20 protein-coding genes and 1 pseudogene are annotated in these 24,910 nt (G+C 61.1%); 4 read left to right on the top strand and 17 right to left on the bottom strand.

From position 1 onward, the window contains the following. The first annotated feature begins 64 nt into the window (after window positions 1-64). Window positions 65-697: a DUF975 family protein gene (locus GT019_RS17125; RefSeq protein ID WP_161744407.1), complete on the top strand. Its 633-nt coding sequence runs from the start codon at window positions 65-67 to the stop codon at window positions 695-697. A gap of 208 nt (window positions 698-905) precedes the next feature. On the opposite strand, the gene GT019_RS17120 is transcribed toward GT019_RS17125, so the two are convergent. From GT019_RS17120 to GT019_RS17080, 9 genes and pseudogenes are all read right to left on the bottom strand, one after another. Then, window positions 906-1,904, bottom strand: coding sequence for an inorganic phosphate transporter (locus GT019_RS17120; protein WP_161744495.1), 999 nt, complete (start codon window positions 1,902-1,904; stop codon window positions 906-908). 21 nt (window positions 1,905-1,925) lie between these two features. Continuing rightward, on the bottom strand, window positions 1,926-2,540 hold the full coding sequence (locus GT019_RS17115) for a DUF47 domain-containing protein (protein ID WP_161744406.1): 615 nt from the start codon (window positions 2,538-2,540) through the stop codon (window positions 1,926-1,928). A gap of 269 nt (window positions 2,541-2,809) precedes the next feature. After that, on the bottom strand, window positions 2,810-3,958 hold the full coding sequence (locus GT019_RS17110) for a DUF3048 domain-containing protein (protein WP_235948408.1): 1,149 nt from the start codon (window positions 3,956-3,958) through the stop codon (window positions 2,810-2,812). Between the two features lie 294 nt (window positions 3,959-4,252). Continuing rightward, window positions 4,253-4,669 (bottom strand): organic hydroperoxide resistance protein, encoded by a 417-nt coding sequence (locus GT019_RS17105; RefSeq protein ID WP_161744405.1) that lies wholly within the window; start codon window positions 4,667-4,669, stop codon window positions 4,253-4,255. A gap of 450 nt (window positions 4,670-5,119) precedes the next feature. Then, a complete protein-coding gene (locus GT019_RS17100; RefSeq protein WP_161744404.1) occupies window positions 5,120-6,544 on the bottom strand; it encodes a sensor histidine kinase in 1,425 nt (474 codons plus the stop codon). Then, the gene (locus GT019_RS32295) at window positions 6,541-7,011 is read right to left on the bottom strand and encodes a winged helix-turn-helix domain-containing protein (protein WP_161744493.1); all 471 of its coding nucleotides are present in this window, start codon (window positions 7,009-7,011) and stop codon (window positions 6,541-6,543) included. Before GT019_RS32295 ends, GT019_RS17100 begins: the two co-directional genes overlap by 4 nt. Window positions 7,012-7,305: 294 nt before the next feature. Further along, window positions 7,306-7,689: pseudogene (locus GT019_RS17090) on the bottom strand (response regulator transcription factor); the annotation flags it as partial. 33 nt (window positions 7,690-7,722) lie between these two features. After that, window positions 7,723-9,111, bottom strand: coding sequence for a hypothetical protein (locus GT019_RS17085; RefSeq protein ID WP_161744403.1), 1,389 nt, complete (start codon window positions 9,109-9,111; stop codon window positions 7,723-7,725). An 18-nt stretch (window positions 9,112-9,129) separates the two neighbouring features. Continuing rightward, complete coding sequence (locus tag GT019_RS17080) at window positions 9,130-10,314, bottom strand: polysaccharide deacetylase family protein (protein WP_161744402.1); 1,185 nt, start codon at window positions 10,312-10,314, stop codon at window positions 9,130-9,132. Between the two features lie 369 nt (window positions 10,315-10,683). On the opposite strand from GT019_RS17080, the gene GT019_RS17075 reads away from it, so the two are divergent. The 3 genes from GT019_RS17075 to GT019_RS17065 all read left to right on the top strand — a co-directional run bounded on the left by GT019_RS17075 (window position 10,684) and on the right by GT019_RS17065 (window position 13,859). After that, on the top strand, window positions 10,684-11,991 hold the full coding sequence (locus GT019_RS17075) for an ABC transporter substrate-binding protein (RefSeq protein ID WP_161744401.1): 1,308 nt from the start codon (window positions 10,684-10,686) through the stop codon (window positions 11,989-11,991). A gap of 89 nt (window positions 11,992-12,080) precedes the next feature. Continuing rightward, window positions 12,081-12,959 (top strand): carbohydrate ABC transporter permease, encoded by an 879-nt coding sequence (locus tag GT019_RS17070; RefSeq protein ID WP_161744400.1) that lies wholly within the window; start codon window positions 12,081-12,083, stop codon window positions 12,957-12,959. 12 nt (window positions 12,960-12,971) lie between these two features. Further along, the gene (locus GT019_RS17065; protein ID WP_161744399.1) at window positions 12,972-13,859 is read left to right on the top strand and encodes a carbohydrate ABC transporter permease; all 888 of its coding nucleotides are present in this window, start codon (window positions 12,972-12,974) and stop codon (window positions 13,857-13,859) included. On the opposite strand, the gene GT019_RS17060 is transcribed toward GT019_RS17065, so the two are convergent. From GT019_RS17060 to purQ, 8 genes are all read right to left on the bottom strand, one after another. Next, window positions 13,834-14,742: a helix-turn-helix domain-containing protein gene (locus GT019_RS17060; RefSeq protein WP_161744398.1), complete on the bottom strand. Its 909-nt coding sequence runs from the start codon at window positions 14,740-14,742 to the stop codon at window positions 13,834-13,836. The two genes, GT019_RS17065 and GT019_RS17060, sit on opposite strands and share 26 nt — an antisense overlap. A gap of 352 nt (window positions 14,743-15,094) precedes the next feature. Next, the gene (purD, locus tag GT019_RS17055) at window positions 15,095-16,363 is read right to left on the bottom strand and encodes a phosphoribosylamine--glycine ligase (protein WP_161744397.1); all 1,269 of its coding nucleotides are present in this window, start codon (window positions 16,361-16,363) and stop codon (window positions 15,095-15,097) included. A 225-nt stretch (window positions 16,364-16,588) separates the two neighbouring features. Then, the gene (purH, locus tag GT019_RS17050) at window positions 16,589-18,136 is read right to left on the bottom strand and encodes a bifunctional phosphoribosylaminoimidazolecarboxamide formyltransferase/IMP cyclohydrolase (RefSeq protein ID WP_161744396.1); all 1,548 of its coding nucleotides are present in this window, start codon (window positions 18,134-18,136) and stop codon (window positions 16,589-16,591) included. Window positions 18,137-18,501: 365 nt separating this feature from the next. Next, the gene (purN, locus tag GT019_RS17045; protein ID WP_161744395.1) at window positions 18,502-19,113 is read right to left on the bottom strand and encodes a phosphoribosylglycinamide formyltransferase; all 612 of its coding nucleotides are present in this window, start codon (window positions 19,111-19,113) and stop codon (window positions 18,502-18,504) included. Further along, window positions 19,113-20,156, bottom strand: a complete 1,044-nt coding sequence (gene purM / locus GT019_RS17040; RefSeq protein ID WP_161744394.1) for a phosphoribosylformylglycinamidine cyclo-ligase — start codon at window positions 20,154-20,156, stop codon at window positions 19,113-19,115. Before purM ends, purN begins: the two co-directional genes overlap by 1 nt. A gap of 371 nt (window positions 20,157-20,527) precedes the next feature. Continuing rightward, the gene (gene purF, locus GT019_RS17035) at window positions 20,528-22,006 is read right to left on the bottom strand and encodes an amidophosphoribosyltransferase (RefSeq protein ID WP_161744393.1); all 1,479 of its coding nucleotides are present in this window, start codon (window positions 22,004-22,006) and stop codon (window positions 20,528-20,530) included. Beyond that, entirely contained in the window at window positions 21,991-24,234 is a 2,244-nt protein-coding gene (gene purL / locus GT019_RS17030) for a phosphoribosylformylglycinamidine synthase subunit PurL (protein WP_161744392.1), read from the bottom strand. Before purL ends, purF begins: the two co-directional genes overlap by 16 nt. Continuing rightward, window positions 24,212-24,910, bottom strand: coding sequence for a phosphoribosylformylglycinamidine synthase subunit PurQ (purQ, locus tag GT019_RS17025; protein WP_161744391.1), 699 nt, complete (start codon window positions 24,908-24,910; stop codon window positions 24,212-24,214). Before purQ ends, purL begins: the two co-directional genes overlap by 23 nt.

The following is a 24,910-nucleotide window of genomic DNA, read 5'->3' as shown; positions in this document are numbered from 1 at the left end:
CCCGGCCAACGGCTGGTTGCCTTCCAGGAGAAACAAAAACATTAAAGGTGGGTTCTGCACAATCATGGTATCAAGATCGGAGCTACGGGCTAGAGCAAGGCAAAGCTTATCGGGACAATGGGGAAGATCGGCGCTATTCATGCTCGTATTTCTGCTGATCGGAGCGATTACGAACGTCATCCCCGCCATCGGGCAGATCGCCATCGAAATTTGTGCCGGCGCGCTCGCCTTCGGCTCGTACAGCTTCTTCCTGCGCATCTCGCGCGGCGAGCGTCCGCCTTTCGTCGAATTGCTCAGCGGATTTCCGGACTTCATTCGCACATTTCTGCTCTATCTGCTCATGCTGGTATTCACTTTGCTTTGGATGCTGCTGTTTATCGTCCCCGGCTTCATTGCGGCGCTTCGTTACTCGATGGCTTATTTCATCCTGAAGGATAATCCGGAGATCAGCGCGCTGGAAGCGATCCGCCGCAGCAAAGAGATGATGAAGGGCCATAAAGGACGCTTATTCGTGCTCTTCCTTTCCTTCATCGGCTGGATGCTGCTCTGCTTCGTGACTTTCGGTATCGGCATTCTCTGGCTCAACCCTTATATCTACACGACAATGGCGCATTTCTACGAAGACCTTCGCCAACGCGGGGAGTCGTTCTACGGCGCGTACGCCCAAGTTCCGCCGCCACCGCCGCATTCCTTCTAAAATCGACTGCTCGAGCCCCTTGCCCCGGCAAGGGGCTTTTGCATTATAGGCTAGTCGGTGCAAGGAGCGAAGAATCGGCCACAGGTGTCTGCCTGTCAGCGTCCGTCGGGTGTCGCCGATCGTAGGCCGGTTGCAACAAAAAGAGCATCAAGCCCGCGCCGGCTTGATGCTCTTTGCTTTAGAATATATGCCCGTCCCGTGACCGCCATCAGATGAACAAGGCGATAATCTGATAAATCAACGCCGCCAGCACCATCGTGATCGGAATCGTGATGATCCACGAGATGACGATCCGGCCCGCGAGATCCCACTTGACCGCGGCGAACCGCTTCGCGCTGCCGACGCCGAGTATCGACGAGGTAATGACATGCGTCGTGCTGACCGGCAGATGCGTCAGCGTGGCGGTGAAGATGACCGTCGCGGACGTGATGTCCGCCGCGAAGCCGTTGATCGGCTCGATTTTGAAAATCTTCGTGCCCATCGTCTTGATGATCTTCCAGCCGCCGATGGACGTGCCGAGCGCCATGGCCGTGGCCGCGGAGATCTTGACCCACAGCGGGATCACGTCCGTGTTGTCCTGCACCCCCGCGGTGACGAGCGCGAACGTGATAATGCCCATCGCTTTCTGCGCGTCGTTCGTGCCGTGCGTGAACGATTGGAACGCCGCGGTAAGGATCTGGCCGGAGCGGAACGCTTTATTGACCTGATGCGGGCTTGACCTCGCGAAGATCCGCTTCAAAATCCACATGACGACGAAGCCCCCGGCGAAGGCGATCAGGGGGGATAGGATGAGTGCTTTGATAATGTCGACGAAGCCATCGCCGTTGATGGCGCCGAAGCCGGCCGAGCTGACGACCGCCCCGGTCAGCGAGCCGATCAAGGCGTGCGACGAGGAAGACGGAATGCCGAACCACCAGGTAAGGAGGTTCCACGCGATCGCGCCGATCAGCGTCGCGACGACGACCTGCACCCCGTGCTCGAGGATGCGCGGATCCGCGATCTTGCCGCCGATCGTCTTCGCCACCCCGGTAAACATGACCGCCCCGAGGAAGTTCATCATCGAAGCCAGGATAATCGCCATCCTCGGCGACAACGCCCGGGTGGACACCGTCGTCGCGATGGCGTTTGCCGTATCGTGGAAGCCGTTTATGAAATCGAAAGCCAATGCGAGAAAGATGACGACGCCGACCCAAATGTAAATGTCCATGCCCATGACTGACCCGTCCCCTTAGCTGTTGCGCATGATGATGGTTTCGAGTGTGTTGGCGACGTCTTCGCAGTAGTCGGTCGTCTGCTCCAGGCGTTCGTAGATCTCTTTGCGCTTGATCAGCTCGATCGGATCCTTCACGTTCGCGAACAGGCTCTTCACGCTGACGCGAAGCAGATCGTCGGCTTGGTTCTCCAACTCGTTGATCTGGATCGAAGGCTCGCGCATCGCCAGCAGCTTCTTCTCCGACAGCAGGTAGATCGCCCGCTTGATCTGCTGCGCGGAACGAAGGATGATGTCGGCGAACAGCGTGACGAACTCGTCCGGTTCCGTGATCGCGTACATCTCGAACCGCGAGGCGCAGGCTTCGATGCCGTCGAGGACGTCGTCCAGCGAGGTCGTCAGCTTCATGATATCGTCGCGCTCGATCGGCGTGATGAAGGTTTTATTCAGCTCCGTCAAGATCGTATGGACATGACGGTCGCATTTGCTTTCGAATTCTTTCATGTCCCTCGCGAATATCGCGACATCCGCGATCTTGGAGACGTTCTGCTGAAAATAAAGCACGCCTTCCAAAATCGTGTCCGCCATTGCTTCCAGCGTCGTAAAAAACACGTCGTTCTTCTTCTTGAACATAATTATCCCCTTCGCCATCTTCCTCGATTGCTTGTCGGCCGATTCCGCCAAATTACATATGAAACCGACAATATCTTATCATAAATGAAGACGATTTTGTTAAGCTATTGTAAAGCTTTTATGACTTTCGCGGGACAACTTTCGGAAATGGCGCCCGGCGGCGGCCGCATTCTCCTAGTCTTTTCCGGCAGAGCCGTTATTAACCGAACCTCGGGACAAAATTAAAAAACCGGGAGCATCCCGCTCCCGGTTCCTCTGCAAGTTTAATCTTAAGGCGTCGTTCCGTCCGTGCCCGATTCGGTCCCGCCGCCGAGCTTCACATGCCCCTCGAACGTCGGGGTCATCGGCACGATATGGAAGAACGTATGCCCCGGCACGAACGGCAGCTCCCGCCCGTCCTTCATGAGACGGATCATGCCGTCGTCGCTCCGGACCCACTCGCACTGCACGGCCCGGCCCAGCTCGATCAGGATGGCCGGTCCGCCGAATTCCAGGTCGATGTCCAGCCGGCCGTAATCGTCGTACGTCTTATGCTTCGCGCCCAGCACGACGAGATTCGTCGCGGCCATCTGCGCTTTCGTCTCGAGGTCCGTGTGCGGCTCGCCGTTGATCGAGCGGTTGTACAGCTTTGCCGTCGGGTCATAGGCGTAAGATACATGATAGTCCTTCAGCAGGAACTGGATGTCCACCTGGGCCGCGCCCGTGCCGTCGGCTGTCGCGCCCGCTTCGGACCAGCTGTATGCCGGAATCTCCACCGTCTCGTCGTAGTGCTTCTTCGCGGCGCCCGCGCGCAGCTTCTCGAGATTGGAGTAGAGGTTATGCGGCGGCTTGCGGAACGACTCGCGGTAGAAGTACGCGCCCGCGTTCGAGATCTCGTCGAGATAAGCCTTGCCGTGATGCTGCAGCAGATCGTAGGCGTCCGTGCTGGCTCCGGCATGCGCGAGCACGGCATGGTAGGCTTCGCCGATGCGGATCAAGTACGGCCGGTTGCTGCGTATCGGACCGACGGGCGCCGTGGACTCCGTGCTCTGGAACACGGCGACGAGCCGCGTGATGCCGCCCTCGGCGAGCACCTCCCAGACGACGTCGGCGTTCGGCAGCCCCGACTGCGGACGCGCCGCGCTGAAATTGTTCACCATGACGGCGATCGGGCGGAGCTTGGCTTCATGGTCCTGCGGAAGGCCCGTCAACGGGGCGATGAATCGGGGCGGATCGACGGCCTGCGTCTGATCGGGAGCCGGCTCCGTATCGGTCGGCGCCGGCGTCGTATCCCCGGCGGGCGGCTTCGCGTCGTTCGCCTCCGGCTTGTCGTCGCCGCTGCAGCCGGTCAGCAGCATCGCGGCAGCCAGCGTCAGCGACATGCCGAAGCGAAGCGCAAGCCGCCGCGTGTAGTATCGTTGTTCGCGCTCACGCGCCATCGGTCAGCCCACCTCGTGTCGAATTGGAAAGAAATATGACTCTGCTTCAATTAAACCATAAGACGGATGGGATTGTCTTCCGCTGCTGGATGGAATTGCGCGGATGCGGGGCTCAGATTGGATCTCCTCGCGTCAATCCCTCGAATGCTCGTTCCGGCAAAAAACCGCAGCAAAGAGCCGTCCATCGATCATCCGCGATGATGGCAGCTCTTCCTTGTGCGGCTATTTCGCTTGCGTTGCCTTCCGCTTGACTCCCGCTTTATTGCCTCGGAAGGTGCGCGTGGCGTCGCAGCGTCAGACGACGCGGATAATGACCGGGATGTTGCCTCGCGTCGCCTTGGAATACGGGCACACCTGATGCGCGGCTTCGGCAAGCTCGTTGGCGAGCGCGGCATCGACGCCCGTCAGCGAGACATCGAGCTGGACCTCCAGCGCGAACCCGCCCTCATCGTCCTTGCCGATCGTGACATGGCCCGTCACCTGCGTGCCGTCGACCTTTACTTTCTTGGTCCGGCACACCAGATTCAACGCGCTTTCGAAGCAAGCCGCGTAGCCGGCCGCGAACAATTGCTCGGGATTCGTCCCCGCCCCGCCCGCGCCGCCCAATTCCTTGGGCATCCGCAGGTCCAGGTTCAGCAGGCCGTCGCTTGAAGCCAGCTTGCCTTCGCGGCCGCCGTTCACCGTAACGGTAGCGGTATATAAATTCTGCATTGTGCGTCTCCTCCATCGCTGTCGCTGTTCATGTTCGGATGGTCGCTCGGGTTATGCCGCTCCATCCGCCGTTTCCTAGCGTTCTCACCTGCCTTGTCCTCTATGCACGCTATTGGGAATTTTGGAAAATGATGACGCATCGGCATCCGTCGCCGCTCCGCGCATAGCCCGCCGCCGATTCAACGCATACTACGCCTAAAACCTGCCAAGGGAGGCTCTCGTATGCACGCCTTTCTCCACTGGGCCAGCCAGCATTGGATGTCCGTCAGCGTCGCGTGTCTGGCCTTGATCGCCGTCGCCTTCGTCACGAAGAAGCGCAAGTCGTTATTTTATAAAGAATAGCCGCGCCTTCCGCGGATCAAAACAAAAACCCGATCGCCGCGCGCCGGTTATCCCTGTGCTTGCGATCGGGTTATTCGTGCCGTGCGGCCGCCGTCATCGGGCTGCCCGTCATGGTTCCAGCTGCTGTTGCTGCTGCTGCGCTTCCGTCAGCAACGGAAGCAGGATCGTCACGGCCGTGCCCACGTCGACGGCGCTCTCGATCCGGAAGATGCCGCCGTGCAGCTCGACGATTTCCTTGCAGATCGCGAGGCCCAGGCCGCTTCCGGAGCGCTGGCTCGTGCCCTTGTAGAACTTCTCCGTCACATGCGGCAGATCCTCGGGCGGAATGCCGCAGCCGGTGTCCCGGATCGTCATGCGGGCGAAGCCGTCCTCCTGCCCCGCTTCCACCAGGATCGTCCCGCCCTTCGGCGTGAACTTGAGCGCGTTGTCGAAGACATTGATGAACACCTGCTTCATCCGGTCCGCGTCCACCTTCGCCATCAGCGGCATGCCTCCCGTATCCCCGCGGATCGCGACGGATTCCCGCTGGCCGCGGGCCTCGAACTGCCGGAGCGTCTCGACGAGCGTCTTGCGGATATCCAGCATCTCGGGATGCAGCACGATGCTCTTCGCGTACAGCTTGGAGAAATCGAGCAGATCCTCGACGAGCCCCGACAGCCGGACCGTCTCGCGGTCGATGATCGAGAGGCCCAGATTGAGCTCTTCCACGTCGTTCAGGTCGCCGGAGGCGAGCGTCTCGCTCCAGCCCTTGATCGACGTGAGCGGCGTGCGCAGCTCGTGGGAGACGGAGGAGATGAAGTCCTCCTTCAGCTTTTCTCTTCGCGTCAGCTCGGAGGCCATCGTGTTCAGCGTGTCCGCGAGCCGCCCGATCTCGTCCCGGTCATGCAGCGCGGCCCGACGACTCCAGTCGCCCTCGGCCATCTTCTCCGCGACCTTGGTCAGGTTGCGGATCGGCCGGGCGATCCGGTTCGCGATGAACACGCTCATCGTGAAGAAGAGCAGCACGACGAACGAGCCCACCGCCAGCGTCAGCCATAAAATATTCCGGATGATCCGGTCCAGCGTGCCGAGCGATGCCGTATACCGGAACATCGACACGATGCGGGCGCCTTCCTTGACGGGCAGCGTGACCGCGATGATCCGCTCGTTGGTGACGGGATCCCGGCCGCGCCAAATGCCGCGATCGTGCGTCATGGCCAACCGAACGTCGGGCGTATCCACGATATCGCCGTCGCCCGCGAAGCCGTCGCTGTCGACGACGAGCGCGCCGGAGCCGGTCAGCAATTGGAGATGCGCCGTGCCGACCGCCATGTTCTGCAGCATGTAGCGCGCCTTCTCCTTCATCGGCTCGTCGGCGATCATCCGGTTGTGCAGCGCTGCCTCCGTCTGCGCGCGCTGCAGCACGGAGCTGACCGCGCTGGAGTAATAGTAGTTCCAGACGAGCGTGCCGAACAAGGAACCGAGCAGCACGACGACGAGCACGATCAGCACGCCGTAGCTCCAGACGATCCGGGTGCGGAGGCTGGTGCTCATTGCCCGTCGCCCCGGTTCCAGCGGTAGCCGTAGCCCCAGAGCGTCTCGATATGCTTGGGATCGGACGGCTTGATCTCGATCTTCTGCCGGATGCGCCGGATGTTCACGTCGACGATCTTCAGATCGCCGACGTAATGGCGGCCCCATACCCCGTTCAAAATATCGTCGCGGCTCAGTCCCTCGCCCTCCCGCTCCATCAGGAGCTTCACGAGCGTCCATTCCGTCGGCGTCAGCACGATCTCGACGTTGTCCTTCCAAAGCCGCCGCTCCGTCGCGGACAGCAGGAACGGGCCGGAGGCGATGTCGCCGGCCCGCGGCGCGCGCCGGTGGCCGCCGCTGGCGGCTTCGCCGGCAGGCTGGCCGGACGCGAATGACGCGGCCGCGCCTGTATCGGCGGCGGCATCGCCGCCGCTCTCGCTGCCGCTGCCCGCGGCACCGGCGCCATTCGCCGCTGCGGCGCCCGGCATGCCGGCGGTTTCCGCCGCGCCGCCATTGACGTCGCCGCTGGCCGCTGCGTCGCCCGCATAGCTGCCGGGGGCGCCGCCGGCTGCATTTGCCGCGGCACCGTTAACGCCGCTTGCCGTTCCGCCCGCGGCCGCGGCTCCATCAGGCGCAGCGCCGCCGGTGCCGCCCGACGCCGAGGCGCTTTGCCCGGCATCGCGGCCGCTGCCCGCGGCGAGCGGTCCGGCGGCCGCACCGCTGCCGGCCGCGCCGCCGCCATTCGGCGAAGCGCTCCCCGCCTCTGCCGGAGCGCCTCCAGCCGGCTCGTCGGCGGACGGCATCATGCGCCGCTTCAGCGAATTCAGCCGCGCGATCAGCTCGCCCGGACTGAACGGCTTCTGCACGTAATCGTCCGCGCCAAGCTCCAGTCCCCGGATTTTGTCCTCCTCCTGGGACTTCGCCGTCAGCATGATGATGCCCATGCGCGGAAAAAGCTGCCGCAGCTGCTCGCAGACCTCGAAGCCGCTGATCGTGGGCAGCATCACGTCGAGCAGCGCGATATCAAAAGGAGGAACGGCCGACTTCGCGAGTTCCAGCGCGGTCTCCCCGTCCTCGGCCTCCGTAACCTCCATGCCGTTGCGTTTGAGATTAATGCGGACAAAGCCGCGAATCGCCTCTTCGTCCTCCAGAAATAATATCCGCATGCGGCTGTCCCCCTTTCGATCCTCGTTGTCTCTCTATGACAGCAGCTTGAACAGTTTCTTCATTTCCGCTTCGTTCGGCGGAAAGATACCTATGATGCTTCTGTTCGCTTCGCCAGCCGGAAGTTTATTCTTCCATACGGCATAATAGACGAGCCCGTCGGCCCTGCCCAGCTCCAAATACCGGCTGTCCGCCTCTTGGAGCTTGCCCTCCTCGCCGCCCCAGCTGCCGAGCGGTACGACCCGCACCGTCAGCTCCTCCTCCCGGCTGCCCGTCTCCTCGTTGTAGGCGTCCAGCGCGATATCGCTGCCGCTGCCGTCCGCGGGATGCCGGAACGTGAAGCCGGTCCACGAGAGCGGGAGGTCGATCGCATAGGTGCCGTCCGTATCGGTATACCGCCTGCCGACGAGGTCAAATTGGTCGATGCCGTTCCACTGCTTGTAATCCTCGATCCACAGCAAATCGCTGTAAGCGACGCCGTCCGACTGGCCCGGCGCTTCCGTCAGCGCGTGGATGTCCAGGATGCCGTCCCCGTTGCCGTCGCCGCTCAGCACCGCGTTCGCGTTCGTCTGCACGTTCTCATCGCCGGATGATTGCGGCGGATAGACTTGGATGAGCTTTCCTTCGGTCCAGGCCAACATCGTCGAGGTCGAGGAATTCGAGCCGATCGCCGCATCCGCCACGACTCCGAACCGGTCCGGCGCGATTTTGCCCAGCTTCGCCTGTATGTAGCCGTTGACCGATCCGTCCAGTGCGGCGGACGTCAGCTTGGCGACGGCGTCGTCCCGGAAGCGGTACATGCCGATCGAAGCCGTCAGCTTGGCGCCTTGCAGATTGATCAGTCCGATCTCGGGATTGCCGTCCCCGTTGCCGTCGCCGATCCCCATCGTATCGTAGGGCAGCTCCGCCAGCGGCTTCGGCGGCTTCGTGTCCGCGGAATCCCCGCTGATATGATAGAGGGTCAAGATATGCTGCGGCTCGCCGAACTGATCCCAGCCGATCATCAGCTCCGGCCGGCCGTCGCGGTCGAGGTCGGCGGCTCGCAGCACGTCCACGCCGTAGGCGGACGTTTCCGCGAACGTGAACCGCTGCCGCCAGCCGCCGGCCGTCTGCTCCAGCATCATGACGCGCTGCGTGCCGCTCTCGTCGGCGAAGACGACGAACGCTTCCTTCGCCCCGTCCCCGTCGCCGTCGAATTCCAAGATCGATGAATCCGTGCTCTCCTGCGCGACGACCGACAGCTTCGCCTGAATCGGCAAAATCGTCTGCAGCGCCGCGGCCAGCGCCGCGTTGCCCGGCATCGGCTTGGGCGGCAGCAGCAGGTCGGCCGGCGTCGTCGTGTATTGGCAGCCGGCGGTCGCGAGCAGGCCGGCCAGCGCTCCGAGCGCGAGCACGGTCTGAGTGGCTGTTCGAAGAAAATTCATGATCGCGCTCCTCCCGGGTTATTTCGCGGCGGCGGCCCGGTGCTGCGCCTTCGCGTCAAGCAGCTCGCCGACCGTGACGAAGCTGTAGCCCTTGGCCTCCAAATCCTTGATGATCAGCGGAAGCAGCTGAACCGTATTGGCGATATGCTTGCTGCCGAACGAATGCATGAGAATGATGCCGCCGGGATGCGTGTTCTTGTTCACGTTGGCCCGCATGGCCGTCACCGTGCTGCCTTCCCAATCCTTCGTATCCACCGTCCAAAACACCAATTCGCGCTTGTTGTCCGCCACGATCCGCTTCAGCAGCGGGGACGACGCCCCGTATGGCGCGCGCACGAGCCGCGGCACGTAGCCGGCCTGCTTTTGGATCAAGGTATCCGTCCATTTAATTTGATTCATTATAGGATTGCTGTCAAGCTTCGACAGGTCCTTATGCGCGTACGTATGATTGCCGATCTCGCTGCCTTCGTCCACGATTCGCTTCATGACGGCGCCGTAGCGTTTCACTTGAAGCCCGACCGTGAAGAAGGTGGCATGAATGTGCTTGGCTTTCAAAATGTCCAGGATCGCCGGCGTATACCGATTGTCCGGACCGTCGTCGAACGTCAGCGCGACGAGCTTGGCGCCGTTCTTGCCCGTGTACGCGACAGCGGGCTCCGTCGGCTTATCCAGCTTCACCGGCGGCGCGGGCGGAGCCTGGTCCTGCGGCTTGGAATCCGTTCCGGAACCGGGCTTCGGATCCGGGTTGGAACCCGCCTGCGATTGAGGCTTCGAGTCCGGCTTGGAGCTTGAATTCGAGCCCGGCTTGGAGCTTGCGTTCGAGCCCGGCTCGGAACTTGCGTTCGTGCCCGGCCTGGAGCTTGTAGCCGACCCCGGCTTGGAAGTTGAATTCGAGCCCGTCTGCGCGCCCGATGGCGAGTCCGGCTTCGCGTCGACAGGACGCGACGGCGTTCCTGACGCCGTATGTCCTCCGTCCTGCCCCGTGCCGGAAGCCGGTCCTGGGTTCGACGCGAATGGGGGACCGAGCAGTTCCCTGCATGCCCGGGCTCCGTTCGGATCCTTCACGCCTACCTGAACGGCAGCCTGCCCATGGCCGGACGGCGGACACGGCATGCCTTCCGCATCGGTCCGGCCGGCCGAATCGCCGCCGGAATAATTGCCGCATCCGGCCATAAGGCCTACCATAAGCGTTGCCAATATCATAGCGGCTAAACGCCGCTTGAAGCGCCATTTTCTCCTGAAACGCATCCTGCTCTCCCCTAGGCGGTGCACGATTTTCCTATCCTCTCCCCATGGTAAAGGAATCGGGCCGGCATGTAGTTACAAAGAGGTAACATCCGCGCATGTAATTCATGGCATTCAAGGATTCGACCCAGTACGAGGCGAAGCGACAAAACCCTCCTGCCGCGGACCCGCATGGGATGGAATCAGATCAAAAAAGTCCATTTCTTGTTCGAATTACGCACATTGTAAACGCTGTCATTCCATCTTATAATCTGCTTACGAATCGGATAATCCACTAGATTTCACCACTATTGGAATATTGATCATTCTGAAAGGGGTAGAAAAACAATGAAAAAAACGTGGCAGCTTACCGCAAGTTCGGTGGTTCTCGTTTCGATGATCGCGACCGGGTGCAGCTCCGGATCGTCGGGCGGATCCAATGGAGAGGTCCTGCATTTGAAATGGAGCACCTGGGGCAATCCGGGCGAATTGAAACGGTTCTATGAATTGACCGACCAGTACAACAAGGACCATCCGAACGTGAAATGGGAGCTCGTCGCCGTGCCGAACGACGGATACGAGGAAAAAATCATCACGCAGCTGCAGGGCGGCACGGCCCCCGACGCGTTCTACGCCGGCGACGCCACCGTCGTCAAGCTGATCGCGAACGGCTCCATCTCGGAATTGACATCCCTCATCGACAGCCCGAGCAGCCCCATCAAAGCCAGCGATTTCGCCGACGGCTTGTGGGGCGGCTCGAAGCGCGACGATAAAATATACGGCGTCACCGTCGACTGCAATCCGCTCGTCATGTACTACAACAAGAAGGTGCTGAGCGATGCCGGCATTACCGACGATCCGCAGCAATTGTTCGAATCGGGGCAGTGGAACTGGCAGAAGCTCACCGAGCTGACGTCCAAGCTGCAGGCCGCGGGCAAATACGGCCTCGTGCTCGAGGACTGGTCCGCGCCGGTCTACTCGTGGGTCACGACGAACGGCGGGAAAATCTACGACAAGGATCAAGGCGGCAAATTCATCGGCGACACCGATCCGAAGACGGTGGAGGCTTTCCAATTCCTGGCCGACAACGTGAAGAACAAGAACTTCGTCTTCTCCGGCTCGCTGCCGAAGGGCCAAGGCCCGGACGCGATGTTCATGTCCAACCAAGTCGGCTTCGGCATCGCCGGCCGCTGGTGGGTTCCGCAGTTCAACGCCAACACCGCGCTGCAGTACGACATCGTGCCGCTGCCGACCAACACGGGCAACAAAATGGAGTCCGCCGGCATCCCGACCGCTTACATGGTCATGAACAAGAAAACGGCGCACCCCACGGAAACGTATGATTTCCTCTCCTACTTCGTATCCAAAGAAGGACAGCAATTCCGTCTTAAAGGCGGCAACGCCGTTCCTTCCGTATCCGGCGTAGACGATCTGGTGCTCGACAAGAACGCGCAGCCGGCCCACGCGCAGTACTTCCTCGACGCCCGCGAGATCGGCTATGCGCTGTGGCCTTCGGAGTCTGCCGTTCCGGGCGCTTCGGACGTCGTCAAGGACAACTACGACCTGCTGCTGCTGGGCAAACAGGACGCCGCGACGACGCTGAAGAAGATGGCGGAGGGCGTGAACAAGAAGATCGCCGAAGCGAGCGCCAATTAAACGCCGGGTGACATAGGCAGGGCGAGAAGGGGAGGACTTCGTTCCGCCCCTTCTCGCCTATTCCACCATACCTATACGGGAGGCCCATCATGAATCCTAAACGATCGAACGCGATATGGGGATTTTTCTTCATCGCCCCGCAGCTTATCGGACTGCTTACGTTCTCGCTGATTCCGCTCATCAGCACCTTCGTCATCAGCGGCTTGGACTGGGACGGCTTCAGCACGCCGAAATTCCTCGGCCTCGAGAATTTCACGTATGCGTTCCAGAACCCGGATTTCCAGAAAGCGATGACGAACACGCTCTATTACTCGGTGCTCACGGTGCCCGCGGGCATCTTCCTCGCGCTGTTGACCGCCGTCGCCCTGAATAACGTCCGCCTCCGCGTCATGTACCGGCTGTTCTTCTTCATGCCCGTCGTCACGAGCTCCGTCGCCGTCGCCATCGTGTGGATGTGGCTCTTAAACGGCGATTTCGGCTTGGTCAACGTCATGCTGAAGCAGCTCTTCGGCGTCAAGGGCCCGCAGTGGCTGACGGATCTGCACCTGGTGCTGCCTTCCCTCGCGATCGTGAGCATCTGGAAAGGGCTCGGCTTCAACATGGTGCTGTTCCTGGCCGGCCTGCAGGGCATCTCGAAGGACTACTACGAGGCGTCCATGATCGACGGCGCGACGAAGAGCCAGCAGTTCTGGCGCATTACGCTGCCGCTGCTCTCGCCGACCACGCTGTTCGTCACGATCATCGCCGTCATCGATTCGTTCAAGGTGTTCGATACCGCCTTCGTCATGACGAGCGGCGGACCCGCGAAAGCCAGCTATACGATGGTCTACCATCTGTACGAGCTCGCCTTCAAGAACTTCCAATTCGGCAAAAGCTCCGCCGCCGCCGTCGTGCTGTTCGTCATCATTCTCGTCCTTACCACGCTGCAGACGCGCTTGTCCCGCAAGTGGGTCCACTACGCCGAATAGGAGGGCATCGCCATGAATACGGTGAAACCGGAATCGCGCCAACCGCTGCATACAGTCAAACACCGCGTCTCGCACCGCAAAATCAACTATCCCGCCATCCTGCTTCATCTGCTGCTGATCGCGGCGTCGATCCTCATGATCGCGCCGTTCTGGTGGATGATCTCGAGCGGATTGAAGGATTTGTCGCAAATCTTCATCATCCCGCCGAAGATGTTCCCCGACCCGTGGGTCTGGTCGAACATCCACCGCTCCTTGACGGCGATGCCCTTCGACAAAGCGTATTTCAACAGCGCGTACATCTCGATCTGCATCGTCCTCGGGCAGCTGCTGACCTGTTCCATGGCCGCTTACGCCTTCGCGAAGATCAATTTCCCGTTCCGGAATACCTTCTTCATCCTGTTCTTGTCGATGCTGATGGTGCCCGAGCAGGTGACCATCGTGCCGCTGTACGTCATTCTGAAGAACTTCGGCTGGCTCGACACGCATCTGTCGCTGATCATCCCGGATTCGCTGTTCAGCGCGTTCGGCGTCTTCCTGCTGCGGCAGTTCTTCCTGGGCATTCCGCGCGACCTGTCCGAGTCGGCCTACGTGGACGGCGCGAACATGTGGACCATCTACTGGCGGATCATGATCCCGCTCGTGAAGCCGGCGCTCGCGGCGCTCGCCATCATCGCCTTTCTGGGCACGTGGAACAATTTCTTCCGGCCGGTCATCTTCCTGAGCACGACCGACAACTTCACCGTGCCGCTCATGCTCAGCACGTTCAAAGGCCTCTATGTAACCGACTGGACGCTCATGATGTCCGGGTCCGCGATCGCGGTCATCCCCGTGCTGCTGGTCTATCTGCTGCTGCAGCGTTATATTATCGAGGGCATTACGATGACGGGGATAAAGGGTTGAGGCGGATGTACGCGTTGATCGGGTATTTCTCCTCGATCGTCTCGTCGTAAGCGAAGTGCTGCGCGTCCGGCACCGCGTATTTGCCTCTGTAGGCGGAAGCGGACATGCCGAAATTGGCCGCGAACGTTCTGGAGAAATAATGGTTTTCGGAAAATCCGCATTGGGCCGCGATCTCGTTGATGCTGAGCGTGCTGTGGCGCAGCGTGTGCGCGGCCCGCTCCAGCCTCAGCTGGATGATCATTTGGCGCGGGGGAATGCCGACTTCGCGCACGAACAGGCGGGACAGATGCTCGCCGGAAATTTGGCAGTGCGCCGCGATCTCCTGCGCGGTGATCGGATCGGCCAGATGGCGCCGGATGTACTGGATCGCCTTGCTGACCACGAGGGAATACGGGGAGCGGGAGTCGCTCTCCGTTCGGGGATCGTCGAAGCGGCTGATTTCCTTGGCCCGGGAGGCCAGATGGTCGAGCTCGTTCAACAACGAAGCCAGCAGCATGTTGCTGCGCCGGCCGTTCTTCTCCATATAGGTGACTTCGAGCAAATAACTGATCAGCGACGCATGAAAATTGCCCTCCCCGGCGGGAATCAGATCCGGGCCGTTCTCCCGCAGCAGATGCGGAAACAAGCTTACATCGGCGCTGAAATGAAGAAACAGATGCCGCGTGGCGGACGATTCGCTGAACTGCCAGCGATGCGGCACGCCCGCGCGCGTGATGACCCACCCGGGCCGGTCGATCGGATACGACCGCTCGCCGGTGTCATATATGGTACCGGTTCCAATCGGGAAATAGACCAGCTCGTGCTCTTCCAATACTCGCATGTCCAGCTTCCAATTCCGTCTGACGACGAAGTCGCCGCATAAATGAAGAACAGGCATTTGCATAGTCTAACGTCATCTCCTATCCATCGAATCTGGTCGTGTGCATCCGCTGCTCGCGTCGCAAGCTTGGAGCCGCGCAATCTTTTCCCGCGCTCATCCATTCCGCTTGCTTCAGCGAGCGTTTCTTCTTGTCACCCAATGAAAGCGCATACTTTCACCTAGATCAAATTCGCTGCGCGCCTCGAAACTCCTGCCGGGCGACCGGCTCCGCCCTGTTTTCTCATGCGGCGCATGTTCGCGCGAGAAACGTAATGCCTTTGGTCGTTCGTGCCGATCAAAAAAGCCTGCCGGGAAAATTCCCGACAGGCTTTATAGTGTTATTATCGGCGTTAGCGGCCGGCCGCGGGTGCGCGTCCTAGCCGCGCAAGGCCTTCGCCGCGATGTCGGTACGGCTGTGCATGCCGTCGAACTGAATGACCGATACCGCTTCGTACGCGCGGGCGCGCGCCTCCGCGATATCGCGGCCGCGGCCGACGATGCCGAGCACGCGGCCGCCGTTCGTGACGATCCGGCCGTCCTTCAGCGACGTGCCGGCATGGAAGATCAGCGCGCCTTGCGCTTTGGCGGCTTCAAGTCCCGCGATCGGCAGCCCTTTCGGATACGGGCCGGGGTAGCCTTCCGACGCGGCGATGACGCACACCGCGGCCTCGTCGCTCCATTCGATCTCGAGTTGATCCAAGCGGCCGTTCAAGGAGGCCAGGATAATGTCGAGCAGGTCGGTCTTCAGACGCGGCAGCACGACCTGCGTCTCCGGATCGCCCATGCGCGCGTTGAACTCGATCGTCTTTACGCCCTGCTTGGTGATCATGAGGCCCGCGAACAGCACGCCGCGGAACGGGCGGCCTTCGCTGACCATCGCTTTGGCCGTCGGCTTGATGATGTGCTCGATCGCGTCCGCGACGAGCGCGGGATCGATGTGCGGCAGCGGAGAGTACGTGCCCATGCCGCCGGTGTTCGGTCCTTTGTCGTTGTCGTACACCGGCTTATGATCCTGCGCCGGCACCATCGCGCGCACCGTCGCGCCGTCCACGAATGCCAAGATGGACATCTCCTGGCCTTCGAGGAATTCCTCGATGACGACGCGGCCGCCGGATTCGCCGAACACCTTGCCGACCATCATGCCGTGCAGCGCTTCTTCCGCTTCTTGGATCGAGTAAGCGACCGTAACGCCTTTGCCGGCCGCGAGCCCGTCCGCCTTCACGACGATCGGCGCCTCCTGCTGCTGCAAGTAGGCCATCGCGGACTCGTAATCGGTGAACGTTTCGTACTTCGCCGTCGGAATGTCGTATTTCTTCAGCAGGTTTTTCATGAAAATCTTGCTGCCTTCGATCTCCGCCGCGTTCTTGCGCGGGCCGTAGACCGAAATGTTGCGTTCCTCGAACGCATCCACGATGCCGTCCGCAAGCGGATCGTCCGGACCGACGACGACGAGATCCACCTCGTTGTCGCAGGCGAACTGAATCAGATCGTCGAACCGGTTGACCGGGATCGGCACGCATTCCGCCAGCTCCGCGATGCCCGCGTTGCCCGGCGCGCAAAATAGTTTGCTGACCTTCTCGCTCTTGCCGAGCGCCCAGACGATGGCGTGCTCGCGCCCGCCGCCGCCGATGACCATAATACGCACAAGGAAGCCCTCCTTCTATTCCGTTGGGCCGCTGCCGCGATCGAACAATTTGCTTTCGCGCGGCAGGGGCCGAGATATGCGCAGCGAACGCTTTGCGCAGGCTCGAATCACAATTACCGCATGTTCATGCCGCGGTTTATTGCTTCATGCTCGATAGGCGAGCCCGTCGTAAGCGTAACGACGCTGCGTAAGTACGCTGTACTCGCATGCTCCGCCTGCATCGGGCTAGTGTTTGAAATGACGCACGCCGGTCAGGACCATCGCGATGTTGTGCGCATTCGCCACGGCGATCGACTCTTCGTCCTTGATCGAGCCGCCCGGCTGGATAACCGCCGTGATGCCGGCCTTCGCCGCGAGCTCCAGCGTGTCGCCCATCGGGAAGAACGCGTCGGAGGCAAGCACGGCGCCTTTGGCTTTGTCGCCCGCTTGCTCGATCGCGATGCGCGCCGCGCCGACGCGGTTCATCTGGCCGGCGCCGACGCCGACCGTCATGTCGTCCGCCGCGAGCAGGATCGCGTTCGACTTCACATGCTTCACGACTTTCCAGCCGAACAGCAGCTGTTTCAGCTCTTCCTCGGTCGGCTGGCGGTTCGTGACGACCTTGATGTCGGCTTCCGTCAAGCTGTGCACGTCGCTCTCCTGCACCAGCATGCCGCCGTCCACGCTCGTCACGAGCCATTCCGGCTTGCGCTCGCCGGCCGCCTGCAGCTCGCCGAGCTTCAGGAGACGAATGTTTTTCTTCTTCGTCAGGATGTCCAGCGCCTCTTGCGTAAAGCTCGGCGCAATGACGATTTCGAGGAAGATCTCGCTCAGCAGCTGCGCCGTGGCCGCGCCGATCTCGCGGTTCGCCGCCACGATGCCGCCGAAGATCGACGTCGGATCGGCGGAGTAGGCTTTCTGATACGCTTCATGGATGTCATGGCCGATGCCCACGCCGCACGGGTTCATATGCTTGACCGCCACGACGGCCGGCTCATTGAATTCCTTCACGATGGCCAGCGCCGCATTGGCGTCGTTGATGTTGTTGTAGGACAGCTCTTTGCCGTGCAGCTGCTCCGCCGTCGTGATGTTGCCCTGCGCGGCAAGCGGCTTGCGGTAAAACGCCGCCTTCTGATGCGGATTCTCGCCGTAGCGCAGATCCTGCACCTTCTCGTACGTGACCGTCAGGCTCTCCGGCAGCGGGTTGCCCTGCAGCTTGGAGAGGTAATCCGAGATGAGCGCGTCGTACGCGCCGGTGTGGCGGAATACCTTTGCCGCCAGGGCTTTGCGCGTGTCGAGCGTCGTGTCGCCGCCGGCTTTGACTTCGTCCAGGACCGTCTGATAGTCCGCCGCGTCCACGACGACCGTCACGAACGCATGGTTCTTGGCCGCGGAACGAAGCATCGTCGGGCCGCCGATATCGATGTTCTCGATGGCGTCCTCGTACGACACGTCCGGCTTCGCGATCGTCGCGGCGAACGGGTACAGGTTCACGACCACGAGGTCGATGTAATCGAGGCCGAGCTCCTGCATCGCTTTCTGATGCTCTTCGTCGTCGCGCACGGCCAGCAGGCCGCTATGTACCGCAGGATGCAGCGTCTTCACGCGGCCGTCGAGTATCTCCGGGAAGCCCGTCACGTCGGAAATGCCGACGACCGGAACGCCTTCCTTCTCCAGCAAGCTCGCCGTCCCGCCCGTCGAAATGATTTGCACGCCGAGTCCGGCAAGCGCCCGCGAAAATTCCACGATCCCCGTCTTGTCCGACACGCTGATCAGTGCTCTGCGAATGGTCATGATTAGTCCTCCTAAACGTTATTGCGCGGCTCCTTCGAGCGCGCTGTCGTTGCTTCGTATGCGGATGCGAACAGCTAGAGACGTACAGCCCGTCCGGCAGCGTTCTTCTGCGCAAACCGCTATTGCCGGCATGTACGGCATCTAGTGCCGTTCCTTTACCTGAAATCGCAAATGACCGCAAATGTACGGCATCCGATGCCGTTCCTGTACCTAAAACCGCCGTTTGCCCCAAATGTGCTGCATCCGGTGCCGTTCCTGTTCTCAAATCCGCCTGCTCCCTCGAATATACGGCATCTCATGCCGCTCTTGAGCCTATTACGGCAACGGCCCGGTCAGCTTTCTACCCAACGCTGCTTTGAAACGAATTAACGTACGACCACGTTCCGCCCGTTCAATTCGACCGCCCCGGCCGCGATTCGCCCGACGACCCATGGGAGCAGTTGCTGCTCGGTCGCGTGCATGCGCGGGGCGAGCGTCTCCAGCGTCTCGCCGTCCGCGATCTCGACGGCGCGCTGCGCGATGATCGGCCCGCTGTCGAGCCCGCCGTCCACGTAATGGACGGTGACGCCCGTGAGCTTGACCCCGTAATCGAGCGCCTGCCGCATCCCGTTCACGCCCGGAAAAGCCGGCAGCAGCGACGGATGCACGTTGATCATCCGCCCGTAAAACGGTTCCACCAACACGGGGGTAATGATCCGCATATAGCCGGCGAGCACGATCAGCTCGATGCCGCGGCGCCGAAGCTCCGCGAGAATGTCCGCATCATGCGCTTCGCGCGACGGATAATCCTTCGGCTTGAACACGAACGCATCCACGCCGGCCTTCCGCGCGCGCTCGATCACGGGCGCCGCGGGCCGATCACAAACAAGAAGCTCGAGGCTTGCGCCCTCGAGCCTTTGTTGGTTTGCCGCTTCCGCCAGGGCGCGGAAATTGGTGCCTTGCCCCGATGCGAAGACGGCAACGCGCAATCTCGCCATTACACGTCCGCTCCCGTGAACGTGACCACGCGGCTGCCTTCCGTGACCTTGCCAATGATGTACGCCTCTTCGCCAAGTTCTTTCGCGGCGCGCAGCGCTTCCTCGGCTTGCTCTTCGCCGACGACGACGACCATGCCCACGCCCATATTGAACGTCGTGAACATGTCGCGGTTCGTGATGCCGCCCTTGTCTTGCATCAGCTTGAAGACCGGTTGGATCGGCCACGAGCCGTAAGCGATGTCCACGTTCACGCCTTCCGGCAGGACGCGCGGGATATTTTCGATGAAGCCGCCGCCCGTAATGTGCGCCATGCCTTTGACCGTCACGCGGTTTATCAGCTCCAGCACGGATTTCACGTAGATGCGGGTCGGCTCGATGATGACCTCGCCGAGCGTTTTGCCTTCCAGCTCGGGCAGCTTGTCGTCCAACGCGTAGCCGGAGTTGTCGACCAGCAGCCGGCGCACGAGGGAGTAGCCGTTGCTGTGAATGCCGCTCGACGCGAGACCGAGCACGACGTCGCCCGGTTTGATCGTCTTGCCGTCGATGATCTTCTTCTTGTCGACGATGCCGACCGTGAAGCCCGCGATATCGTACTCGTCGCCTTGGTACATCCCCGGCATTTCGGCCGTCTCGCCGCCGATGAGGGCGCAGCCCGACTGCACGCAGCCGTCCGCGATGCCTTTGACGATCGCTTCGATCTTGGCCGGCTCGACTTTGCCGCAAGCCAGATAGTCCAGGAAGAACAGCGGTTCCGCGCCTTGCACGATAATATCGTTGACGCACATGGCGACCGCGTCGATGCCGATCGTGTCATGCTTGTCCATCGCGAACGCGACCTTCAGCTTCGTGCCCACGCCGTCGGTACCCGATACGAGCACCGGCTCCTCGTACTTGTCCTTGTTCAGGCCGAACAAGCCGCCGAAACCGCCAAGGTCCGTCAGCACTTCGGGACGGAACGTTTTTTTCACGTGCTTCTTCATCCGTTCGACCGCTTCGTTGCCCGCCGCGATGTCGACGCCGGCTTGTTTATACGCTTCTGCCACGCTTGGGTCAGCTCCTTAAGTAATTATTGCGGTCCCGGTCCCGCGTCCGGTTATCCGGCAGTCGGGTAATACCTGCACCGCGATTGCTTTTTATTCTTGATTCCTAATGCGAAAGCGAGTTGTAAAGGCACCAGCTTCCATTGCTTATAAAATATGAAAAGGTGAAGCTGCGGCCGGAGGCCGACGTGAGTCGGAAAAGCGATAGGTGAATGCTGCATTCCCTGTCCTCCGACAGTGAACGCAAACCAATCACCTTCAGCGTTCGCCTTTGTAGATGGATTTCAACCGCCAAGGTTGATAATCAAGAAATCCATCTACAACAGCGATTGGAGACCACATCGACCGCAGGCCGCTTACCTCACCTTATAACTTCAGCAGCTGCAGCTTTTCTCCGAAGTCGGATCGACCGGCGTCGGATAATCGTTGTCGAAGCAGGCGAGGCACATGCCCCGGTTGTATTCGCCGTCGTTGCCGCCCACCGCTTCAACGAAACCATCGTTGCTCAGGAAATACAGCGAATCCGCATTGATCGCCTGACGGATCTCTTCCACCGTCTTCTGCGACGCGATCAGTTCCTTGCGGTCCGGCGTATCGATGCCGTAGTAGCACGGATTCTTGAACGGCGGCGAAGTGATGCACACATGCACTTCCGTCGCGCCCGCTTCGCGCAGCATGTTGACGATCCGCAGGCTCGTCGTGCCGCGGACGATGGAATCGTCGATCATGACGACGCGCTTGCCTGCGACGACCTTGCGCACGGCGGACAGCTTCATCTTGACGCCTTTCTCGCGGAGCTCCTGCGACGGTTGGATGAACGTCCGGCCCGTGTACTTGTTTTTGATCAGCCCGAGCTCGTACGGAATGCCGGTCTGCTCGGCATAGCCGATCGCCGCGGAGATGCTGGAATCCGGCACGCCGGTCACGATGTCCGCGTCGATGAACGATTCCAGCGCCAGCTGCCGCCCCATCCGTTTGCGCGCGGAGTGGAGGTTGATGCCGTTGATGTCGCTATCTGGTCGAGCAAAATAGATATACTCCATCGCGCAGGTGGCGCGGCGCTCCAGCTTCTCGAAACGGTCGACCCGAAGGCCGCCGCTGTCGAGGATGAGCAGCTCGCCCGGCTGCACGTCGCGCTCGTACTCGGCGCCGACGGTTTCCAGCGCGCAGGTCTCCGACGCGAAGACGTAGCCGTCGTTCATGCGGCCCATGACCAGCGGGCGCAGGCCGTGGGGATCGGACGCCACGAGCAGCTTGTCATTCGTCATGATGAGAAACGCGAAGCCGCCGATGATGCGCTGCAGGGCGTCCTTGGCCGCGCTGACGAAATCCTTATTGGAACGCGCGATCAGATGCGCGATGACTTCCGTATCGCTCGTCGTTTGGAAGATCGAGCCCTGGCTCTCCAATTCCTTGCGGATGGACGGCGCGTTCACGATGTTGCCGTTCGTCGCGACGCCGAGGTCGCCGTCGCGGTACTTGAAGATGAGCGGCTGCGCGTTGCCCAGCTTGCTCTCGCCCGCCGTCGAATACCGCACGTGGCCGATGACGCGGTCGCCCGGCAAGCCTTCCAGCTTCGACTGATCGAATACTTCCTTGACCAGTCCCATGCCGCGGTGGTACGTGAAATGACCGCTCGCGGATTCGACCGCGGCCATGCCCGCGCTTTCCTCGCCCCGATGCTGCAGGGCATGGAGCCCGTAGTAACCGAGCGAGCAGGCGTTCGGCACGTTGAACACGCCGAACACCCCGCACTCCTCGCGCAATTTATCGAAAATATCATCGCGGCCGATGCCTTCGTTATAATGATCGCCCGTCCACAGCTTCGGCAGCTGTCTTATTTCATCAGACATGGAATCGCATCCTTCCAGACCTTCTCCAGTTGTTCGACCGGCGCGTTAACGCCCGGTTTGCCGTTGATGTTCATGATCAGTCCGCTGCTGCGCACGACGCCGATGGTTGCGTTCGGAACGCCTTGTTCCGTCAGGTATTGGGTAAGCTTGTCCGCTTGGTCCGCTTTCGCCGAAAGCAGGATGCGGGATTGGGTCTCGCTGAACAGCGCGGCGTCCGCGCGCAGGTCAGTCACGATATTCACTTCCGCGCCGAGCTTGCCGCTGATCGCGGATTCCGCGACTGCGACGGCCAAGCCGCCTTCGGACAAGTCATGCGCCGAGGCGACGAGGCCTTGCTTGATCGCGCCGAGCACGCCTTGCTGCAGCTTCTTCTCGACCGCGAGGTCGATCTGCGGCGGGCGGCCTTCGCTCTTGCCTTGGAGGACGTATTGCAGCTCGCTGCCGCCAAGCTCGTGCTTCGTTTCGCCGGCGAGAATGATGACGTCGCCTTCGGCTTTGAAGCCTTGGGTCGTGATGTGATCGACGTCCTGCACGAGTCCGACCATGCCGATGACCGGCGTCGGGTAGATCGCGCCTTTGGCGTTCTCGTTGTACAGGCTGACGTTGCCGCCGATAACCGGCGTGTCCAGCACGCGGCAGGCTTCCGAGATGCCGTCCGCCGCTTTCTCGAGCTGCCAGAACACTTCCGGCTTCTCCGGATTGCCGAAGTTCAGGTTATCCGTGATGGCCAGGGGCTCGGCGCCGGAGCAGACGATGTTGCGCGCCGCTTCCGCGACCGCGATTTGGCCGCCGACTTCCGGATCGAGGTACACGTAGCGTCCGTTGCAGTCCGTCGTCATCGCCAAAGCCTTGCGCGTGCCGCGGATCGTCACGACCGCCGCGTCGGAGCCCGGCTGAACGGCCGTGCTGGTGCGAACCATATAGTCGTATTGATTATATACCCATTCTTTGCTTGCCACGGTCGGCGAAGCGAGCACTTTCTTCAGCGCGTCCGTCAGATCCGTCACTTCCGGATACGCCGCCGTATCAATTGCAGCATTAGCCGCGTAGTAAGCGGGCTCTTTGGACGGTTTGTCGTACATCGGGCACTCGTCGACCAGCGCCGTCACCGGCATGTCAGCCACTTCCTCGCCTTGGTGGAACAGGCGGAGACGGCCGTCGTCCGTTACTTTGCCGACCTTCACGCAGATGATGCCCCAACGGTCGAAAATCTCCTGCGCCTGCGCTTCATGCTGCGGCTCGACGACGAAGAGCATGCGCTCCTGCGACTCCGACAGCATCATTTCGTACGGCGTCATGCCTTCTTCGCGCTGCGGCACCTCGTCGAGGTACAGCTCCAGGCCGTTGCCGGCTTTGGACGCCATCTCCGCGCTGGAGCAGGTGAGGCCCGCCGCGCCCATGTCTTGAATCCCGACGACGATGCCGGCATTGATCAGCTCGAGCGTCGCTTCCATGACCAGCTTCTCCATGAACGGATCGCCGACTTGCACCGCCGTGCGCTTCTCTTCGGATTCCTCGGAGAGCTCGACGGACGCGAACGTCGCGCCGTGGATGCCGTCGCGTCCGGTTGCCGGACCCACGTAGAAGACCGGGTTGCCTACGCCTTTGGCGACGCCGCGCTGAATTTTGTCATGATCGATGAGGCCGACGCACATGGCGTTGACGAGCGGATTGCCCTCGTAGCTCTCGTCGAACATGACTTCGCCCGCCACGGTCGGGATGCCGATGCAGTTGCCGTAACCGGCGATGCCGCCGACGACGTGCTCGAACAGATATTTCACGCGGGCGTTCTCCAAGTTGCCGAAACGCAGGCTGTTGAGCAGCGCCACCGGACGCGCGCCCATGGAGAAAATGTCGCGGATGATGCCGCCCACGCCCGTTGCCGCGCCTTGGTAAGGCTCGACCGCGGACGGATGGTTATGCGATTCGATTTTGAACACGACCGCCTGGTTGTCCCCGATATCCACGATGCCGGCGCCTTCGCCGGGTCCCATAAGAACCTTCGGGCCGGTGATCGGGAACTTTTTAAGAATTTTCTTGGAATTCTTGTAGGAGCAGTGCTCCGACCACATTACGCTGAACACGCCGATCTCGGTATAGTTCGGTTTGCGCCCGAGGAACCCGCAGATGAGCTCGTATTCGTGATCCGTTACGCCGAACTGCGTGTAAATGCGCTGATCCGCGATTTGTTCCGCCGTCGGCTCCTTAGCCGTTAACTGCTGCGCCATGTTGTTCCCTCCATGCGTTCAAAATCGATGTGAACATCCGTTTGCCGTCTTCCGAGCCGAGCAGCTGATCCACCGCGCGCTCCGGATGCGGCATCATGCCGACCACGTTGCCGCGCGCGTTGCTGATGCCGGCGATATTTTTAAGCGATCCGTTCGGGTTATGGTCGTCGCCCGCATAACGGAACACGATTTGGTTGTTCGCTTCCAGCTGCGCGAGCGTCGCGTCGTCGCAGTAGTAGTTGCCTTCGCCGTGCGCGATCGGGATGTTGATGATCTCGCCTTGGCCGTATTGGCTCGTGAAGGCCGTTTTGTTGTTCACGACCTCGAGCGGCGTTTGGCGGCAGATGAACTTCATGCCGCTGTTGCGCAGCAGCGCGCCCGGGAGAAGGCCCGCTTCCGTCAGGATCTGGAACCCGTTGCAGATGCCGAGGATGAACTTGCCGGCTTCGGCCGCTTTCACCACTTCGTTCATGACCGGGGCGAATTGCGCGATTGCGCCGCAGCGCAGGTAATCGCCGTACGAGAAGCCGCCGGGCACGAGAATCGCGTCATAGCCGGATAGGTCCGTCGCCGTGTGCCAGACGTAGTCGACCTCTTGGCCGATCGTGTCCTCGACCGCCTTGTAGCAGTCGATGTCGCAGTTGGAGCCTGGAAATACGAGTACCGCGAACTTCAT

Source organism: Paenibacillus glycinis, assembly GCF_009909185.1.
In the GTDB taxonomy this organism is placed as follows: Bacteria; Bacillota; Bacilli; order Paenibacillales; family Paenibacillaceae; genus Paenibacillus_Z; species Paenibacillus_Z glycinis.
Note: the sequence above shows the minus strand (reverse complement) of the source record. Positions and strands in the feature narration are given on the sequence as shown.

Bases quoted from the DNA above. Each gene is read 5' to 3' on its own strand.
- GT019_RS17105 (WP_161744405.1), bottom strand. From the start codon at position 4,669: ATGCAGAATTTATATACCGCTACCGTTACGGTGAACGGCGGCCGCGAA.
- purN (WP_161744395.1), bottom strand. From the start codon at position 19,113: ATGGCGAGATTGCGCGTTGCCGTCTTCGCATCGGGGCAAGGCACCAAT.
- GT019_RS17120 (WP_161744495.1), bottom strand. From the start codon at position 1,904: ATGGACATTTACATTTGGGTCGGCGTCGTCATCTTTCTCGCATTGGCT.
- GT019_RS17100 (WP_161744404.1), bottom strand. From the start codon at position 6,544: ATGAGCACCAGCCTCCGCACCCGGATCGTCTGGAGCTACGGCGTGCTG.
- GT019_RS17070 (WP_161744400.1), top strand. From the start codon at position 12,081: ATGAATCCTAAACGATCGAACGCGATATGGGGATTTTTCTTCATCGCC.
- purQ (WP_161744391.1), bottom strand. From the start codon at position 24,910: ATGAAGTTCGCGGTACTCGTATTTCCAGGCTCCAACTGCGACATCGAC.
- GT019_RS17110 (WP_235948408.1), bottom strand. From the start codon at position 3,958: ATGGCGCGTGAGCGCGAACAACGATACTACACGCGGCGGCTTGCGCTT.
- GT019_RS17125 (WP_161744407.1), top strand. From the start codon at position 65: ATGGTATCAAGATCGGAGCTACGGGCTAGAGCAAGGCAAAGCTTATCG.
- GT019_RS17080 (WP_161744402.1), bottom strand. From the start codon at position 10,314: ATGATATTGGCAACGCTTATGGTAGGCCTTATGGCCGGATGCGGCAAT.
- GT019_RS17060 (WP_161744398.1), bottom strand. From the start codon at position 14,742: ATGCAAATGCCTGTTCTTCATTTATGCGGCGACTTCGTCGTCAGACGG.
- purF (WP_161744393.1), bottom strand. From the start codon at position 22,006: ATGTCTGATGAAATAAGACAGCTGCCGAAGCTGTGGACGGGCGATCAT.
- GT019_RS17085 (WP_161744403.1), bottom strand. From the start codon at position 9,111: ATGAATTTTCTTCGAACAGCCACTCAGACCGTGCTCGCGCTCGGAGCG.
- GT019_RS32295 (WP_161744493.1), bottom strand. From the start codon at position 7,011: ATGCCGGGCGCCGCAGCGGCGAATGGCGCCGGTGCCGCGGGCAGCGGC.
- GT019_RS17115 (WP_161744406.1), bottom strand. From the start codon at position 2,540: ATGTTCAAGAAGAAGAACGACGTGTTTTTTACGACGCTGGAAGCAATG.
- GT019_RS17065 (WP_161744399.1), top strand. From the start codon at position 12,972: ATGAATACGGTGAAACCGGAATCGCGCCAACCGCTGCATACAGTCAAA.
- GT019_RS17075 (WP_161744401.1), top strand. From the start codon at position 10,684: ATGAAAAAAACGTGGCAGCTTACCGCAAGTTCGGTGGTTCTCGTTTCG.
- purH (WP_161744396.1), bottom strand. From the start codon at position 18,136: ATGACCATTCGCAGAGCACTGATCAGCGTGTCGGACAAGACGGGGATC.
- purL (WP_161744392.1), bottom strand. From the start codon at position 24,234: ATGGCGCAGCAGTTAACGGCTAAGGAGCCGACGGCGGAACAAATCGCG.